Annotated in this window: 11 protein-coding genes; 5 read left to right on the forward strand and 6 right to left on the reverse strand. The window is 51.9% G+C overall.

Annotation, left to right across the window (positions count from 1 at the left end; all coding sequences use genetic code 11):
- Positions 1 to 12: 12 nt before the first annotated feature.
- Positions 13 to 1,236: a M20 family metallopeptidase gene (locus ACO0LK_RS16175; protein ID WP_422976749.1), complete on the forward strand. Its 1,224-nt coding sequence runs from the start codon at positions 13 to 15 to the stop codon at positions 1,234 to 1,236.
- A 96-nt stretch (positions 1,237 to 1,332) separates the two neighbouring features.
- On the forward strand, positions 1,333 to 2,070 hold the full coding sequence (locus ACO0LK_RS16180) for a substrate-binding periplasmic protein (protein WP_422976751.1): 738 nt from the start codon (positions 1,333 to 1,335) through the stop codon (positions 2,068 to 2,070).
- Between the two features lie 1,589 nt (positions 2,071 to 3,659).
- Here the strand turns inward: ACO0LK_RS16180 and ACO0LK_RS16185 are convergent.
- Entirely contained in the window at positions 3,660 to 5,387 is a 1,728-nt protein-coding gene (locus tag ACO0LK_RS16185) for a methyl-accepting chemotaxis protein (RefSeq protein WP_422976752.1), read from the reverse strand.
- Positions 5,388 to 5,780: 393 nt separating this feature from the next.
- On the opposite strand from ACO0LK_RS16185, the gene ACO0LK_RS16190 reads away from it, so the two are divergent.
- Both ACO0LK_RS16190 and ACO0LK_RS16195 read left to right on the forward strand, forming a co-directional pair.
- Complete coding sequence (locus tag ACO0LK_RS16190; protein WP_422976754.1) at positions 5,781 to 7,736, forward strand: phosphatase PAP2 family protein; 1,956 nt, start codon at positions 5,781 to 5,783, stop codon at positions 7,734 to 7,736.
- A 214-nt stretch (positions 7,737 to 7,950) separates the two neighbouring features.
- On the forward strand, positions 7,951 to 8,760 hold the full coding sequence (locus ACO0LK_RS16195; protein WP_422976756.1) for a substrate-binding periplasmic protein: 810 nt from the start codon (positions 7,951 to 7,953) through the stop codon (positions 8,758 to 8,760).
- A gap of 113 nt (positions 8,761 to 8,873) precedes the next feature.
- Here ACO0LK_RS16195 and ACO0LK_RS16200 read toward each other — a convergent pair whose 3' ends face one another.
- From ACO0LK_RS16200 to ACO0LK_RS16220, 5 genes are all read right to left on the reverse strand, one after another.
- On the reverse strand, positions 8,874 to 10,004 hold the full coding sequence (locus ACO0LK_RS16200) for an ABC transporter substrate-binding protein (RefSeq protein ID WP_422976758.1): 1,131 nt from the start codon (positions 10,002 to 10,004) through the stop codon (positions 8,874 to 8,876).
- Between the two features lie 325 nt (positions 10,005 to 10,329).
- Positions 10,330 to 11,424, reverse strand: coding sequence for a glycerophosphodiester phosphodiesterase (locus ACO0LK_RS16205; RefSeq protein WP_422976760.1), 1,095 nt, complete (start codon positions 11,422 to 11,424; stop codon positions 10,330 to 10,332).
- Between the two features lie 198 nt (positions 11,425 to 11,622).
- On the reverse strand, positions 11,623 to 14,013 hold the full coding sequence (locus ACO0LK_RS16210) for a TonB-dependent receptor (RefSeq protein ID WP_422976762.1): 2,391 nt from the start codon (positions 14,011 to 14,013) through the stop codon (positions 11,623 to 11,625).
- A gap of 325 nt (positions 14,014 to 14,338) precedes the next feature.
- Entirely contained in the window at positions 14,339 to 15,424 is a 1,086-nt protein-coding gene (locus tag ACO0LK_RS16215; RefSeq protein WP_422976764.1) for a hypothetical protein, read from the reverse strand.
- Positions 15,425 to 15,470: 46 nt separating this feature from the next.
- Positions 15,471 to 16,550, reverse strand: coding sequence for a hypothetical protein (locus ACO0LK_RS16220; protein ID WP_422976766.1), 1,080 nt, complete (start codon positions 16,548 to 16,550; stop codon positions 15,471 to 15,473).
- Here ACO0LK_RS16220 and ACO0LK_RS16225 point away from each other — a divergent pair.
- The gene (locus tag ACO0LK_RS16225; RefSeq protein ID WP_422976768.1) at positions 16,534 to 16,704 is read left to right on the forward strand and encodes a hypothetical protein; all 171 of its coding nucleotides are present in this window, start codon (positions 16,534 to 16,536) and stop codon (positions 16,702 to 16,704) included. The genes ACO0LK_RS16220 and ACO0LK_RS16225 overlap by 17 nt on opposite strands.
- Positions 16,705 to 16,716 lie beyond the last annotated feature (12 nt).

A 16,716-nucleotide genomic window follows, 5' to 3' on the forward strand; every position in this document is an offset into this window, starting at 1 on the left:
AAGCTCTCCACCATGAACCACTACCAAGAACTCGACGCCTGGATCGACGCCCACTTTGATGAACAGGTTAAATTCCTGCAAGAACTGGTACGCGTGCCCACCGATACCCCACCCGGCAACAATGCGCCACATGCAGACCGCACTGCCGATCTGTTGCAAGACATGGGTATAGCTGCTGAAAAACACGTGGTCCCTGACAGTGAAGTGCAAGCCGCGGGCTTGCAAAGCATTACCAACCTGCTGGTACGCCGTGTCTATGGCCCTGGCAAGACCATCCTGCTGAATGCCCATGGCGATGTAGTGCCACCCGGCGAAGGCTGGACCAAGGCCCCGTATGGCGGTGAAATAGAAAACGGCAACATCTATGGCCGTGCCACTGCCGTCAGTAAATCTGACTTTTCAACTTTCACCTTTGCCCTGCGCGCGCTGGAAGCTGTTGTTCAGCCCAAGGCTGGCACGCTGGAACTGTTATTTACCTATGATGAAGAATTCGGTGGCGAAGTCGGCCCCGGCTGGATGTTGAAACACAATCTGATCAAGCCTGATCTGATGATCGCTGCCGGTTTTTCTTACCAGGTCATCACTGCCCATAATGGTTGCCTACAGATGGAAGTGACCGTACACGGCAAGATGGCACATGCAGCAATCCCGGATTCTGGTGTCGACGCACTACAGGCTGCCGTCAAGATATTGAATGCCTTGTATGCGCAAAACACGCTGTACAAACAGGTGACATCGAAAGTGGAAGGAATTACCCACCCTTACCTGAATGTGGGCACGATAGAAGGCGGTACCAATACCAATGTCATCCCCGGTCGCGTCACTTTCAAGCTGGACCGCCGCATGATCCCGGAAGAAAATCCGGCAGAAGTGGAAGCTACCCTGCGCCAGCTCATCACCGACACCGCCAACGATCTGCCCGGCATCAGCGTCGATATCAAACGCCTGCTGCTGGCCAATTCCATGCGCCCCCTGCCCGGCAATACGCCGCTGGTGGAAGCGATACAAAAGCATGGTGAAACCGTATTTGGTGAAGTCATTCCGGCATTGGGCACACCGTTATATACCGACGTGCGCCTGTTTTCAGAAGTGGGTATTCCCGGCGTGATCTATGGTGCGGGGCCACGCACGGTGTTGGAGTCGCATGCCAAACGCGCCGATGAAAGATTGAACCTGGAAGATTTGCGCAAGGCGACCAAGGTGGTGGCACGTGCGCTGCAAGATCTGCTGCAATAAAAAACATAGCCGTATATGGAATTTATCAGCTTCATCCACTAACATAAAGCTGCAGTCAAAGCAGTTTTTATCGTGAGCCTATTTTGAAAGATCACTATGAATAAAAAAGCACTTTTTCATTTCTGCACACTGGCCATGCTGGCTGCCGCTACCAGCGGTCAGGTCCTGGCCGATGACAAGATTGTCCTCAACTACAATGTGCGCCCGCCGTATATCGTGGAAGAATCCGACGGTTCTGCATCCGGTTTGACAGCAAGCCCCGCAGCCAACGCGTTCAAAAGTGCTGGCGTCGCCTTCACCTGGGCCAAGGCAGCCCCCAATCGCCAGTTGGCCATGGTGCAGGAAAACACACAAAAAACCTGCGCCATAGGCTGGTATAAAACCGAAGAACGCGAAGGCTTTGCCAAGTTCAGCAAGGCCCTGTACCGCGACAAACCCACAGTCATGATCATCAGCAGCGGTTTCAAGATCAAGGACCATGCCAAGCTGGAAGAGGTATTGACCATGCCCGGCATCAAAGTGCTGATCAAAGAGAAATTTTCTTACGGCCATTACATTGATGCCGCACTGGCCAAGCTAAAACCCCAGACTGTCGTCTCCAACGGCACCAACACGCAGATGCTGCAACTGATCGCCGCCAAATCCGCCGACCTGATGTTCGCCGCACCAGAAGAAGCCAATTACCTGATTGAGCAATCGAATGTAGCCAAGGACAAGTTCAGTCAGTTCAAGGCAAGTGATATGCCGGATGGTGGGGAACGCTATCTCATTTGCAGCAAGAATGTGCCGGATGATGTGATGGCAAAATTGAACAAGGGGATCAGTTTTAAATAAGCGCTTCCTGAACATTCATGGCGTTCATTGTGCGCCATGAATGTTTGATGCGAGAGCATGCGATTACATCGATCGATCGCGATCATACGATCGTCGCTCCAGCGAAGGCTGGAATCTACCGGGCTGGCGCTCCAGAGGTGTTCGTTGCATATCGTCTCAATTGAAATCCCTTCCCCTTCAAGGGGAGGGTTAGGGTGGGAATGGGTTTCTTTCAACTTTCGGCAATCTTCATATCGTCGCTCCAGCGAAGGCTGGAGCCTAGTGGCGTTTGTTGCCTGCCGTACTGAGATTCAGTGATTGTCCTTCGTAGACACAAGCCGGGTCTCGGCCAATGAACAGCAATCATGATATCGTCGCTCCAGCGGCGTTCGTTGTCTGCCGTACTTTGATTAAACGATTGCTCTCCGTAGACACAAGCCGGGTCTCGGCCCGGCGGCCGAAATACTTTCTTTGCTTCGCCAAAGAACGTATTCAAAGAAAGGCGACCGCAGACTCGCCCTACGGGTGCTTACGCTACGCTTCAGCATAATTTGTGCGTCACAAAAAATGGGAAGATCCGCAACTCGCCTGCGGCCTTGCTTTAGGAACATGCGCTTGCAAGCGCATGCCGTTACGCAGGCGTGGTGCAGGCACCACGAAACCCCTGCTACACCTCAAACATCGGATCTTCTTTTTCCATTTTCTGTGAAGCACAAATTACATCGTCCCAAGCGGTTGAAGGTCAACAACAACTACAACTACAACGTCAAAAGCAACCCCAAAGTCAAAACCAAAATCAAAATCAACCCCAACGTCAACACAACCTCATTCATATTTATTTGAATGCCGTCAATTAACGATGGTGTGGGGGTTGTAGTTGTTTTTGACGTTGGGGTTGTTGTTGCTGTTGTTTTTGACCTTGCCGTTGACCTTAATCCGCTTGGGACGAAGCCATTTGTGTAGTGCAGAAAATGGAAATAGAAGGTCCGATGTTTGAGCCGCAGGCGAGTTGCGGACCTTCCCATTTTTTGCGCTGCATAAATGGGTACTCCCGCAGGGAGCGAGTCTGCGGTCGCCTTTTCTTTGGATACTTTATTTTGGCGAAGCAAAAGAAAGTATCTCGGCCGCCGGGCCGAGACCCGGCTTGCATCCACGAAGGGCAATCGTTTAATCAAAGTACGGCAGACAACGAACGCCACTGGGCTCCAGCCTACGCTGGAGCGACGATATAATGATTGCTGTTGATTGACCGAGACCCGGCTTGTATCTACGAAGGGCAATCGCTTTAATTAACAACACGGTATGCCACGACAGACACTAGGCTCCAGCCTACGCTGGAGCGACGATATGATGATTGCCGCTAGTTGAAAGAAACCCATCCCCACCCTAACCCTCCCCTTGAAGGGGAGGGAATTTCAATTGAGACGATATGCAACGAACTCTCTGGAGCGCCAGCCCGGTGTGGCGTCAGCCTAGTGTGGTGCCAGCCCGGCATAACCCCAGCCCGCTAGCCACCAGCCTACGCTGGAGCAACGATAATATGATTACCGCTTATCGACTAAAACCCACCACCATCCAAAACTTCGCCGTCAAGGAAAAGATACCATCACTCAAAACTCTTCCCAGTCATCCTTCCCCGACACTGACGGATCTTCCTTCGCCGGCGCAGAAGTCGCCCTCTTCACTGCCGCCGGTTTTTTGGCAGCCGGCAAAGCGCGAAGATTTTTACTTGCCGCCGCTGATGTAGCAAGCGCAGGACTCTTACGTACGGGTGCAGCGGCGACAGCGATGGCATGGCTTTCATTGAGCTTGAATGTACTGACCAGATGCACCAGATTGCCGGCCTGGTCTTTCAGGGATTCAGCTGCGGCTGCGGCTTCTTCCACCAGGGCAGCATTTTGCTGGGTGACGGTGTCCATCTCGGTCACGGCGCGGTTGATTTGTTCTATGCCTGCTTCCTGCTCACGGCCAGCAGCGGTCAGTTCGCCCATGATATCGGTGACGTGGCTGATACTGGATACGACTTCATTCATGGTAATGCCAGCCTGATCCACCAGGCGGCTGCCAGTTTCGACTTTTTCGACTGAATCGCTGATGAGGTCCTTGATTTCCTTGGCGGCGCTGGCGGACCGCTGGGCCAGATTACGTACTTCGGACGCGACCACGGCAAACCCCCTGCCCTGTTCGCCGGCGCGGGCGGCTTCAACAGCGGCATTCAACGCCAGGATATTGGTTTGAAAAGCAATGCCATCAATCACGCTGATGATGTCGACGATTTTCTTCGACGATTCATTAATCATGCCCATGGTATCTACCACTTGCGCTACGACATGGCCGCCTTTGGTGGCAACGTCTGCGGCAGATACAGCCAGTTGATTCGCCTGGCGGGCATTATCGCCGTTGTGTTTGACGGTGGAAGTCAGCTCTTCCATGGAGGATGCGGTTTCTTCCAGTGAACTGGCCTGCTCTTCCGTGCGGGAAGACAGATCAAGATTGCCGGTGGCAATTTCGGACGATGCACCAGCGATGGTATTAGCCCCGGCACGCACCTGGCCGACCAGATTGGCAAGACTTTCCTGCATGTTTTGCATGGCTTGCAGGACACGTCCGATTTCATTGTCGGCATCTACTTCTATTTTCTGGCTCAGATCGCCGCTGGCCAGTCTTTCTGCTGCATCTCTGGCAACCAGCAGGGGTACGGTAATAGCACGAATAATCAGATAGGCACTGGCTACCGTCAACAGGATGGCAGTCAAAGTAACGACCAGCATGGTCAGTCTGGCGCTAAAAAACGAGGCATCAGCATGGGCTGCCGATTCCATCGCGCCGTTATGGTTGATTTCGATCAGTTTGTCCAGTATATCGCTGGATACATCGAAGATCTTTTTGCCTTCGCCTTCCAGTAAAGCCTTGGCCTGGTCATTTTCATTTTTTCTGGAATGGTTTAATACCTGCTCATGAATCTTCAGGTATTTATTCCAGTCGGTTATAAAACTGGTGTAGAGCTTCTTTTCTTCCTCACTGCTGATCAGCTTGGAATAGACCTGGTTGTCTTTCTCCAGCCCAGCCAGGATCGTCGCCATGTTTTTTTCCAGACCTGCCATCGCCGCATCGTCCGTATTCAGCACATGCTGGAATTCGATCACGCGTAAATCCGATGTCCGGGTATTGATACGATTCACTGCTTCTACACTGGGCAGCCAGTTGCCAGTGATATCGCTGGTCGCGTCTTTCATGATGACCATCTTCAGAAAAGCAGCGCCAGCCACGAACATCAACAAGGCAATGATCAAACTGAACGTAGCTACCAGACGGGAAGAAATGGAAAAGTTTTTCATGGCATGTCACTGGGTAGTGTTGGAATGGTCCTGCACGCATCCTGGAGCAGTCAGTCAACCGGCAAGGAATGCAATCATGTTAGAGCACAATTTCGCCAGGGCAACGGCATGACACAAGATTTCACGCTTGTATGCCATTGATGCGTGGCGTACAGGTGACAGCATGTGGCTTGAAGAAAAGTACTAGCCCCGGCATTACTCCAAGATAGACCATACAGCGGCGACTGCAAGTTGAAGACCAGGAGCGTGACCTGGCCGGCATGCTGTCCCAAAAAAGACCTAGGATGTCATACAACCGTAACACCCATCCCCTATCATTCGCGGCGGTCATTCTTGATTCCCATACGCTTTTACAAATTCACTTGAATGTGATTTCAACGGATTTTTCTTATCATGCAAACTTTATCTGTATTCCGCCGCCTGCCGCTGGCGATGATGGTCAGCACCGCCTTGTTGCTGGTGGCTTGCGGTGGTTCCAGCACGCCAGCAGTAGATGCACCGCTGGTCATCCCTTCTCCACCGGCTGATCCTGGTACGGTCGACACGGCACCGGTCGCTGCCAATGTACCAGCCTTTGTTGACAATGTAGCCACCAATCAGCGTGGCGATGCGCGCTATGCGACGCTGGACACCAATGCCGGCGTGCGCGTGCTGGGGGGCTTCAGGGATATCTGGAAACCTTTGACAGAGATCGTCGATGCTGGTCAGACTGCACCTGCCGTTGATAACTTCCCGGCAGTCGTGGCATCGAAATGGACAGGCTTGCCAAATGACGGCACCCCCGGTGGCACTATCGCCAACCAGGCAGTGCATGACGCCAATATCCAGTTTGTTATCGACACCACCAGCAAGCGCACGGCTGACCAGGAACTGGCAGCCTATCTGGATGACCGCCGTGGCAAGGGTTATAGCGTGACTGATGGCATGGGCCCGTTGACAAACGCCTGGCGTCAGGCAGCGCAGCAAACCACCACCATTACTGCCATTGCGGCTGATTCCGGCACGGTTTTGTACAACGATGGCGGCAACAATACCGGCGTTGGCAGCACCACCAACACCAGCTTTGGCAATGTGGTTGACCTGGTCAATCTGGTCGGTAACAACGGTTCTACCGAACCGGCCAAACGCTTTTACAAATACGCACGCCCTTACCGCTGGAGCAACAAGGTCATCGTCGCCCCATCACTGGTACCGGCGCAAAGCACCACCCCAGCCACCGACGGCGGTTTTACCAGCGGCCATTCAGCCGAAGCCGTACGTGACGCACTGGCCATGGCCTATGCCGTACCAGAGCGTTACCAGGAAATTCTGGCGCGTGGCCTGGAACTGGGCGAAAACCGCATCGTCGCCGGCATGCATTCACCACTGGACGTGATCAGTGGCCGTGTGCTGGGGCAAGCCGTGGTCGCCGCCAATCTGGTGGACCCGGCCAATGCCAGCAAAAAAACCGCTGCTGTCACCCAGGCGCATACCGCGCTGATGGCCCTGACTAATACCACGGCTGACAATTTCAATGCCTATGCCCATTCTGGCACCGCTACGACGGACCGCTTTGCAGACTATGCCACCAATAAAGCTGGCTACCTGCGCCGCCTGACGTTTAACTTTGCCCCTATCGCCAGTACGATGGCAGTGGCAGTAGTGCCTAAGGGCGCTGAAGTCTTGCTGGAAACCCGCCTGCCTTATCTGAGCGATGCGCAACGACGTGTGGTGCTGAAAACCACGGCCATCGCGTCCGGCTATCCGGTACTTGACGATGCTGAAGGCTGGGGTCGCCTGAACCTGTTCGCCGCAGCTGACGGTTATGGCAGTTTCTTTGGCAATGTCGTGGTCACGATGGATGCCAGCAAAGGCAGCTTTAATGCACAGGACATCTGGCGCAATAATATCTCTGGCACTGGCAAGCTGACCAAGCTGGGTACTGGCAGCCTGAAACTGGCTGGCAGCAATAGCTGGACGGGTGGCACGCAACTCGATGCCGGCGCACTGGAAGCCAATTCGGCAACCGCCTTCGGCACAGGTGATGTGTATAACAGCGCCGGTACTCTGGTCTGCAATAGCAGTACCAATGTCAACATCGCCAGCAAATACACGCAACTGACAACCGGTACACTGGAACTGAATTTGCGCAGCGCACAAAGCCAACTGGTGGTAGGCAGCACCGTCACCATTGCTGGTGGCACCCTGCGTATCAAGTTCCAGAATGGCTACAAGCCCGCTGTCGGTGATACATTGACCGTCATCAGCGCAGGCAGCCTGAAAGGCAAGTTCAGCACTATCACGGTAGATGGCTTCACTGCCACACCTACCTATACTGACACTGGCTTGCAATTGCGTCTGGCTGCATAAAGTTTTGGCAGGTATGCCAGATGATGCAGCGCAGCATCAGGTGATAACAAAAACACGCCGGTGTGTCTCACATCCGGCGTGTTTTTTTGACTGCGACTTCTTGCTCTGTATGTGATTCATATTGCTTTTGCTGTCATTGTTGGCTAGGCTGGACGATGTTGCACCAACGTGTACCACGTCCGGGAGAATAGCAATGATCTGTGCTTGGCGAAGCATGCTAGCCCTTGTGCTGACCCTGTCTGCACAAGAGACCATAGCGCAGATCACGGTATTGAAAGCCTGCGGCCATCATGATTATCCGCCCTGGAACTGGCAATCTGGTAACAAGATAGTGGGGGCCTGTGCCGAACTGGCAAGTGAAGCCTTTGCACGACTGGGCTATCAACTGGATCTGCAATACGTCGGCCCCTGGAATCGCTGCCAGTATTTGCTGGAAAGCGGTGCCGTCGATGTCAACATCTGTGCCGTCAGCACTGAAGACCGCAAGTCCAAAATGATGGTGGTGAACGGCATCCTGGGGCGCAATGAAATTGCCGCCTTTGTCAAACGCGGCACCACTTTTTCATTCGATAAAATCGATGACCTGAATGGAAAATCGGTAGGTATGGTGCTGGGTGTCAAGCTGGGTGAACCGCTGGATACTTATCTGGCCCAGCATGCACGCATAGAACGCGCGCCCACACTGGAATCCAACTGGAAAATGCTACAGGCCGGGCGTACTGACCTGGTAGTCATGGGACGTGAAGGCGGCAAGGCGCAAATTGATGTGCTCGGCATGGGCGATATGATCACCGACCTGCCATACAGCCTGTCGTCACTGGATCTGTATGTGATGATCAGCAAAAAATCGGCCCATGCCAGTGAGCTGGAAGCCAGATTACCGGCATTGGGCAAATTCTTTTCAGATGCGACTTACCCACGCAACATGGACATGGCATTAAAAAAAGCACGGGCCAATTATGTCGTCTATAAGCTGTCGAACGGCATTTCCGGCGCAAAACCAGACAGATCAATCCAGAAATAGTGAAGAAGGGCAAGTAAGAGTAAGAGTAAGAGTAAGAGTAAGAGTAAGAGTAAGAGTAAGAGTAAGAGTAAGAGCAAGAACAAGAACAAGAACAAGCACTACCCTCTTCCCCATCAATACGCAAGCCGCCCGTTCATACTGATGACGGCAATATCAAGGAACGATGACCCGCGACGATTGGTATCACCAAAATCAATCGCAAACCCGCCTATACGATAATTGCGCATACCCTTCAGCGCCTGCGTGATTTTTTCTGGCGTCGGTTTGGCACCGGCGGTTTTCAGCGCTTCCATCATCAGGCGCATGTTCATATAGTTTTCAAAATTGAGCGGGCTGGCAACCGTGCCCTTGCCGTAGGGTGAGGCCAGCAGTGCCTGATATTCTTTCGCAAGTTGTAATGAACCACCAACGGGGTTGGGCACGACCTGGGTAATGGCCAGGCCACGCACGCGGCTTTCACCGGCAAAATCAATCAAGAGCTTGGGCGGCACAAACGACAGGGTATAAATCTGCGATGCCCCGGTTGGTGCATCATAGGCTTTCATGAAGTGCATGACCGCTTCTGGCACACCCATCAAGAAAATCGCCTGTGGCTGGACTGCAATAATCTCTTTGGCTTGTTTCGTGAAATTGGTTTCGCCAGACTTGTAAGACGTTTTCAGGATAACGTCAAACTTATGCTCTTGCGCGGCCCTGGCAATGCTGTCGTTGATACTGGCACCGAAACCATCATCCTGATAAAAGACGGCGACTTTTTTCAAACCCAGCGTAGACACAATGCGGGCAATTTTGAATACTTCATCGTTATAGCTGGGGCGGGTATGAAAAATCTGTTCCGACCCGGCACCGCGTATGGCCTCCGAACCACTGAACACACCGAGCAAAGGCACCTTATATTTGTTCAGTGTGCCAGACTTGATGATGGCCAGGGTGTTTGCCGTACCAGCCGTGTTAACGAAGGCCACCACACCGTCTTTGGTGATGGCTTCATCAATCAGCCCGGCAGTTTTGGTGGCGTCATAATGATCATCTTTAGCGACCAGAGTGATTTTATTGCCGTTGATACCGCCCTGGGCATTCACCTGCTCGATATAACCACGCGCCATGGTCAAGCCTTCATTGGCGGTCATGGCGATGGGGCCGGTAAGGCCAGTGACATATCCGATTTTGATTTCTTCAGCGTGGGCAAGGCCTGTCCCGCAAGCGATAGCCAACAGGCCCGCCTGCCATTTTTTTGAAAGCATTTTGTCTCCGTTATTTTTATAAATGGATCACCCTCCTTTGAGCAGGGGGCAATTCCAAAGCCCATTCTGTATGCATTAATGCATTTTGGCAACAGACAAGGCGACAGACCGATGTGAATTAATCAAGCGTTTGCTTGCTAACGCATGCGGAATGCAGCATGTGGAGTGCGGTTGTAAAATTGAGACAGGCAAGGCGCTCAACCTGGCAGGCATGCCAGATAAATGCAAAAAAGGCAGCGATTGCTGCCTTTTTTTTTATTTCAATAACTTACCAAGTTTTACACCTTTAGGTGATTCCGATGTTGCTCGATATTGCTCAATATTGTTAGATGCTACTGATCGCACGTCGCCCCAAGGCACTGTCGTCCGAGAAAAAGCCATCAATGCCCGCAGCGATGTAACGCTGCATTTCTGCCACCGAACCTTTTTCGTTTCTGGCATCTTCCCCTTTGTCGTCGCGGAAATCTGCTGCCAGGAAGCGGTTTTCCGGGCGGAAGGTCCAGGTGTGGACCAGCAAGCCCGCGTCATGTGCATCCGCGATCAGGCTGGTCGGCTGACCCAGCTTGCCGTCCGCCAGCAAGGGGATCAGGGCGCGGGTCGGTGGTGCCACCACGTCGGCATATTTAGCCATGTCACGCAAACCCTGCTTGCTGCACATTTTGCCAAACGTCAGGTCACCACCGGCTGCAACCACATCTGCCGGACGGACATCGCCACGTTCTACCAGTTGCATGATGCGGACGTTGGGGCGCTTACCCAGCACACTGCGGACATACTTGAGGTTGGCGACTTCAAATGACTGTATCTCCAGCGGGCAGCGGCGCGTGTATTCGTGAGCGGCGATGATGTTCAGGAAGCGGTCTTCCAGCGGCAGGCCTATGCTTTTGAAATACGTCGAATGCTTGAGCTCGGGTATCAAGCCTATCACCTGCCCTGTCGTCGCTGCATGGGCGGCAGCGAAGTCGATGATTTCTTCCCAGGTCAAAACCTGGAACATGCCGTCATACGCCGTGTTTTGCGGGCGTACTTTGGGCAGGCGCTCTACCGCGCGCAGGGTCTTCAGTTCTGCCAGGGTAAAGTCTTCGACAAACCAGCCTTCTTGCGGCCTGCCATCGATGCTTTTGCTGGTACGTTTGCCAGCAAATTCGGGGTGACTGGCGACATCGGTGGTTTCACTCAGAAAGGCTTCGTGGCGCGCTACCAGCACACCGTCTTTGGTGATGACCAGATCAGGTTCAATATAGTCAGCCCCATCGGCAATGGCTTTGGCATACGCGGCCAGCGTGTGTTCCGGCCGCAGGGCTGATGCGCCACGGTGGGCAAACAACTCTACCTTGCCCTTGCCTGCTGCCTGCGCACTGGACGTCAAACCCAATTGCGCACCACCCAGCAGCGCCGCAGAAGCGGCAGCTGTTTTCATAAAATGTCTGCGTTGCATACTCATATTATTTTCCTTTAAAACCTGTTTACGATCTGTAGCGAGCGTGCGTCAGCGGAGTCAGGGTAACCAAGCGCAGCGCAAAAAGCGGAATGTACTATAGGTACATGAGCATTTTGAGCAGCACATGAGCTCCGCGTGGCCCCCATTACGCACGCGCAGTAAGATCGGAAGCAGGTTTTAGAAACTACCGCCAAAAGTGACAAACACCTGACGTGGTGCAATCGGGAAGGTATTGTAAGTGCCATTGGCGGCACCGACTACCACCACCGATGTGCCGGTGACCTGGTTCAGGTTGGTGACATTCAAACGCAGTCTGGCATTTTTCAAAAAGCCATTTGGCTCCAGCGGTATTTTTGCTGTCACGCCCAGGTTCAGCATGAAGTAACTATCCACCGACAAATCATTGGTATAGGTTGCATAGCGCTTGCCAACATAGTCACCGCTCAGTTGTGCTTCAATGTCGCCAAAGGTGGCAGTGGCCACAAACTTGTTCATCCATTCCGGGCTGCCAGGTACACGCTTGCCTGCGGTTGCCACAAGTGCCTTGCCGTTGCTGTAATCATCAGCATACACAGAACGATTGTAAGACAGGGCATTGTAGAAACTGAAGTTTTTTCCAAAGAACAGCGTGCCGGCAATGTCAATACCATCAGTGCTGACACTACCAACGTTGGCCAGCACAGGGTTACCACCAACGATGGATGAAATCACAGGCGTCGGGCTGATCTGCAACAGGCGGTTGCTGAAATCGACGTGATAGATATTGACCTGACCATCAACCTTGTCCAGCACACCCAGATCAAGGTTACGCTTGCCGCGCCAGCCCATTTCATAGGTAACCGATGTTTCTGGCTGGGCCGTGTTCTTGAACAGGTCAAATGCCGACTGGCTGGCCAGGCTCCACGGGGATGCACCACCACCGCCATACGTCACAAACTGGCGCAGGTTTTTTTGTGCGTTGATAAAGAACTGATCACGCGGGCTGATTTCCCACAGCAAACCCAGTTGTGGCAAGAACCATTTTTTGGTATCGATCTCGCCCACGGGCAAGGCTAGCGAGCCACCGGATATCGCGCCCGGCAAAGGCTGAACCGGGAAATCGCCTTTTGCATATTGCAGACTGGATTTGAAACCGGCCTGTACCACGATGTCCGGACGCACGCGCCATTCATCCTGCAAATGCAACTGAATGACGTTATTGCGTATCTCGCTACCGTATTGCGTAATCAGCGGATTCGATGGACGATCATACGGAGAACTTGGGCGATTCACATCCAGCGCATACCAGCGGCGATAAGCGGATGATTCATTATGTTCCCACCAGCCGCCGAATTCGATCTGATGGTCACCCCAGGTGGTGCGCAGGTTGGATATCAGGCCAGAACGATGGATATCATATTCCGTCGTGCGGGTCGCATAACCAGAATTACCAAATACCTGCTTCAGGTTCTGGTTAGGAAAATACACGCTGAACAAGGCTGGCAAACCAGCCGCACCGATAGGCCCGGCAACCACACCGACACCATCATCACGATGGAAATACACCTGGTTGGACCAGACGGTATCATTGTTCAGGTTCCAGTCATATTTGGCATAAGTCAGCACGTCTTTGCGCTGGGCATCGCTGTAATAATTGCGATAGTTCGACCCATCGGCTGCCGGCGTGGCGCCGGTTGGCGACAGGTAGCTTACTGCGGCAGCAAAGTCAGGGTATAAAAACGGACGTGTGTAAGGCGCACTGGTTTCACCAGTGACATGCACGGTACTGTCTTCGTTTGGTTCTATCTTGTCGTTGTAATTGAAATACAGGGTCAGCTTGCCGGCGTTCTGGGTATTGATGTATTTGGCATTGAGTTGCTTGCCACCCTGCTTGCCATCAAAATCCCAGGCACGCGCATCTTGCCGCATGACGGCGATGTAGGCTGCATTGCCGTCACCAAAATTGCCAGTATCAAAACGGGCAAAGGTGCGTGAGGTGCGGTAGCTGCCGAAGGTCTGTTCGATGTTGGTTCTTTGTGTCGCCAACGGGTCACTGGAAAACACTTCGATGGTGCCGCCCAGATTGCTGGTGGATGCTGTCGCCAGGTTACCTGCGCCTGAAGACAAAATCACATTCCTGACGTTTTCGCTGATCACCGCCCGCTGTGGTGACAGACCATTGTAATTGCCGTATTGCTGGTCACCCAGCGGTACACCGTCCAGCGTATAACCCAGTTGCTGGCCATTAAAGCCATGTACAAACAGGCTCAGGTTCTGTTCATTATTACCCCATGGGTCAGCCGTGGCAAAGGTCACACCTGGCAGTGTTTGCAAACCCTTGACAGGATTGGTACCAGGCAGGATTTTTTGCAGTTCGGCACCGCGCATGGACACCGCAGAGCGGGTAGTCTGCGATGAAATTTCTACCGTGGCGATACCGGCATCAGCCTTCTCGTTTTTATTGTCATCTTTGGCTGGTGCAGTCTGTGCGCTGGCCAGTTGGGTAAAGGCCATCAGGCAGGCTGCCGACATGGCGAGCATACGGAATGAGGATGGCTGGGCATGTGTTTTTTGCTTGGCGGATGTCATGAAATTCTCAGAAAAAATCGGTAACAGCACAAGGCCTGCCGCAAAAAAATGCGCGCACGAGCCCCTTTCCAGGCAACGCTGATGTCGCCAGAAAAAACTGAACCACGTTAAAAAGTTTGGATTAAAACGCTGACGTAATTTGGAAAACCGCCGAAGTGTAGTGGCCTTATATGACCTTGCCGTGACAGCAACTTTTTCAATGTTGGGTTTTATTCACACTTGTTTTGTAACAGTGTTTTTAAGGTATGAATCAGGTTTGGCTGTGATGACCTGTCACCTGACAGGCCATCAAGAAAGCGGAAGGAATATGGAAATATAGGAAAGCTTAAGGCTGCAAAAACTCTGCCACAGCTGCCTTACCCGCAGGTGTCAGGAAGGGCATTATCTGTTTGTAGGGGATGGTGATGTCGACTTCACACGAGCGCATCTCATAAAAGTAGAGCGTCGGGAACACCATACCAAGCTTGCTGGCATGTGGATCGACAACATCGAGTTTATCAATGATTGCGCGACATTCTTCTCTTTCAACGTGCTTTTCCAGCATCGCGCGCAGTTTCGTTAGTTTTCCAGCTTTTTTCCTGCTTTCGACGCTCTTGTCTCCTTGCTTGATCCACGACCATGTGTAGATCATTTTTCCGGTCTTGAGGTCAAACGTTTCATATGTCAAAGAAGAATAGTCATGTCCACCGCCACAGGTAATCGGGGGCATGGTGTCTTTGACCACCAGCTTACTATCAGTCCAGATCAGTGGTTCCAAAACACGCCCCCACTCATCGCCACCTAAGCCCAAGCTAGACAAGCCGCAAGTGTAGAAATCAACAGCGTTACGTTTTAACCAGGCATTGGTATAGTCGTTGAAATTCTTGCTACCGGCCACTGTGGTCGGCAATTCAAATGCGGTGGCGGCCTGATTGGTAACGCTACGGTACGCCCTACCTTCGAATTTCAACTCCTTGGCGGTATGAAACAGGCCATCCTCTACGGGCCGGTAGAATGCGGCGTCACATTTACCAGGTTTGTCCAACTTGCCATTTGCTGCTGCAGACACCTTCGTTAATTTGACTGGTATTGTCTTCTTACCGTCCGGGCTGGACCAGGTTATGTCCAGCGTGCTGCCTGCACTGCCTTCGCTTATGCCTGCGACGGTCCAAAAGCTTATCACCTTTTCTTCATCACCAAACCGTCCATTCGTTTCCTTCCAGCCAGAAGTTGCAGGTGCTTTGTCATCCAACTCCAAATTGATGCCACGCAGTTGCCGCAGATAATAATATTGCGCATCAGTAGAGGAAGAAAAACACACCATCACTTTGTCGTTGCCTATACTACCCTTCCAAGTACCAGCATAGGGCAAATCGGCCGCCTGCACTGTCATGCCAAAGAATAAGAAAAACAAGGTGCAAAAAAATTTCATCATATGATCCTGTAAAAAAAATGAGCAATTCCGGTCTGAACTAAGGCTACAAAAACTCTGCCACTGCTGCCTTGCCCGCAGGCGTCAGGAAGGGCACCATTTGTTTGTAGGGGACGGTGATCGTGTCTTCACACAAGGCCATAGGGTATATTTGAGAAAGGCGGAACACCATGCCATTCTTGCCTGCATAGGGGGAGTCTATTTCGAAAGTATCAGAGTCTTTCAGACATTGTTCCAATTCCAGGTTCTTGCGTTTTTCCAATAGCACGTACAGAGGCGTTTTTTGTTTATTTTCGCCACCACTATTCTTATCGCCTTGTTTGATCCATGTCCAGGTATAGATAATTTTTCCGGTACGAAGATCGAAGGTTTCATATCCATCAGAAGCCATGCCATGTGAACCGTCACAAACTACGTTAGACAACCAGTCTTTGATCACCAGTTTGCTGTCAGTCCAGATCAATGGTTCAAAACCCCGACCCCAGTCTGATTCTTTACCACCATTGCGCAGACAAGCATAAAATTCATCCGCAGCGTCCTTTAAAAAATTGCGTGCATAGTTATTGAAGTTCTTGCTACCGGGCACACTGGCTGGCAATTCAAATACTGTGGCGGCCGGGGTAGAAATGCTGCGGTATTCCCTGCCTTCAAATTTCAGATCTTTGCTGGTATGCGGCAAATCATCTTCCAGGGGCTTGTAATAGTTAGCTCCGCAAATATCGGACTCGGGAATTCTGGGGCTAGTCATGACAGGCACTTTCGACAACTTGACTGGTATTTGTTTCTTGCCGTCCGGGCTGGTCCAGGTAAGGTCCAGGTTCTTGACTGCAACACCTGGCTTTATGCTTGCAACTTCCCAGAAGCCTGAGATTTTTTCATCATCACCATAAAGCCCATTGGTTTCTTTCCAACGAGTGGTGTCTTTTTGAGGTGTCATGTCCAACGGATCGAGCAATATCCCCCGCAGATTTCGCAAATAATAAAATTCCGCAAACGTAGAAGAAGTGAAACACACCATGAGCTTGTTGTCACCGATGCTACCTTTCCATACACCGGCATATTGCAGATTTTTTGCCTGCGCTGTGATGCCAAAGAATAAGAGAAACAAGGTGCAAAGCAATTTCATCGTATGTTCCTGTAAAGATAAATTTGATTTGCAAATATATACCGGCATTCGCAAATTGGCAATTTACCAATTTAGCGACGTTGAAATAGCTGCGTGGCATGGTTTTGTTGGAAATCCAGCGACCTGCCAGGGCCAGATGAAAGCTTTTGCCTGATTATGTGAATGA

It is taken from the genome of Undibacterium sp. Ji49W (genome assembly GCF_049340205.1).
Lineage (GTDB): Bacteria > Pseudomonadota > Gammaproteobacteria > Burkholderiales > Burkholderiaceae_D > Undibacterium.

Excerpts from the sequence above, each read along its gene's own strand:
- ACO0LK_RS16180 (WP_422976751.1), top strand. The coding sequence starts at position 1,333 with ATGAATAAAAAAGCACTTTTTCATTTCTGCACACTGGCCATGCTGGCT.
- ACO0LK_RS16200 (WP_422976758.1), bottom strand. The coding sequence starts at position 10,004 with ATGCTTTCAAAAAAATGGCAGGCGGGCCTGTTGGCTATCGCTTGCGGG.
- ACO0LK_RS16210 (WP_422976762.1), bottom strand. The coding sequence starts at position 14,013 with ATGACATCCGCCAAGCAAAAAACACATGCCCAGCCATCCTCATTCCGT.
- ACO0LK_RS16185 (WP_422976752.1), bottom strand. The coding sequence starts at position 5,387 with ATGAAAAACTTTTCCATTTCTTCCCGTCTGGTAGCTACGTTCAGTTTG.
- ACO0LK_RS16205 (WP_422976760.1), bottom strand. The coding sequence starts at position 11,424 with ATGAAAACAGCTGCCGCTTCTGCGGCGCTGCTGGGTGGTGCGCAATTG.
- ACO0LK_RS16175 (WP_422976749.1), top strand. The coding sequence starts at position 13 with ATGAACCACTACCAAGAACTCGACGCCTGGATCGACGCCCACTTTGAT.
- ACO0LK_RS16195 (WP_422976756.1), top strand. The coding sequence starts at position 7,951 with ATGCTAGCCCTTGTGCTGACCCTGTCTGCACAAGAGACCATAGCGCAG.
- ACO0LK_RS16190 (WP_422976754.1), top strand. The coding sequence starts at position 5,781 with ATGCAAACTTTATCTGTATTCCGCCGCCTGCCGCTGGCGATGATGGTC.
- ACO0LK_RS16220 (WP_422976766.1), bottom strand. The coding sequence starts at position 16,550 with ATGAAATTGCTTTGCACCTTGTTTCTCTTATTCTTTGGCATCACAGCG.
- ACO0LK_RS16215 (WP_422976764.1), bottom strand. The coding sequence starts at position 15,424 with ATGAAATTTTTTTGCACCTTGTTTTTCTTATTCTTTGGCATGACAGTG.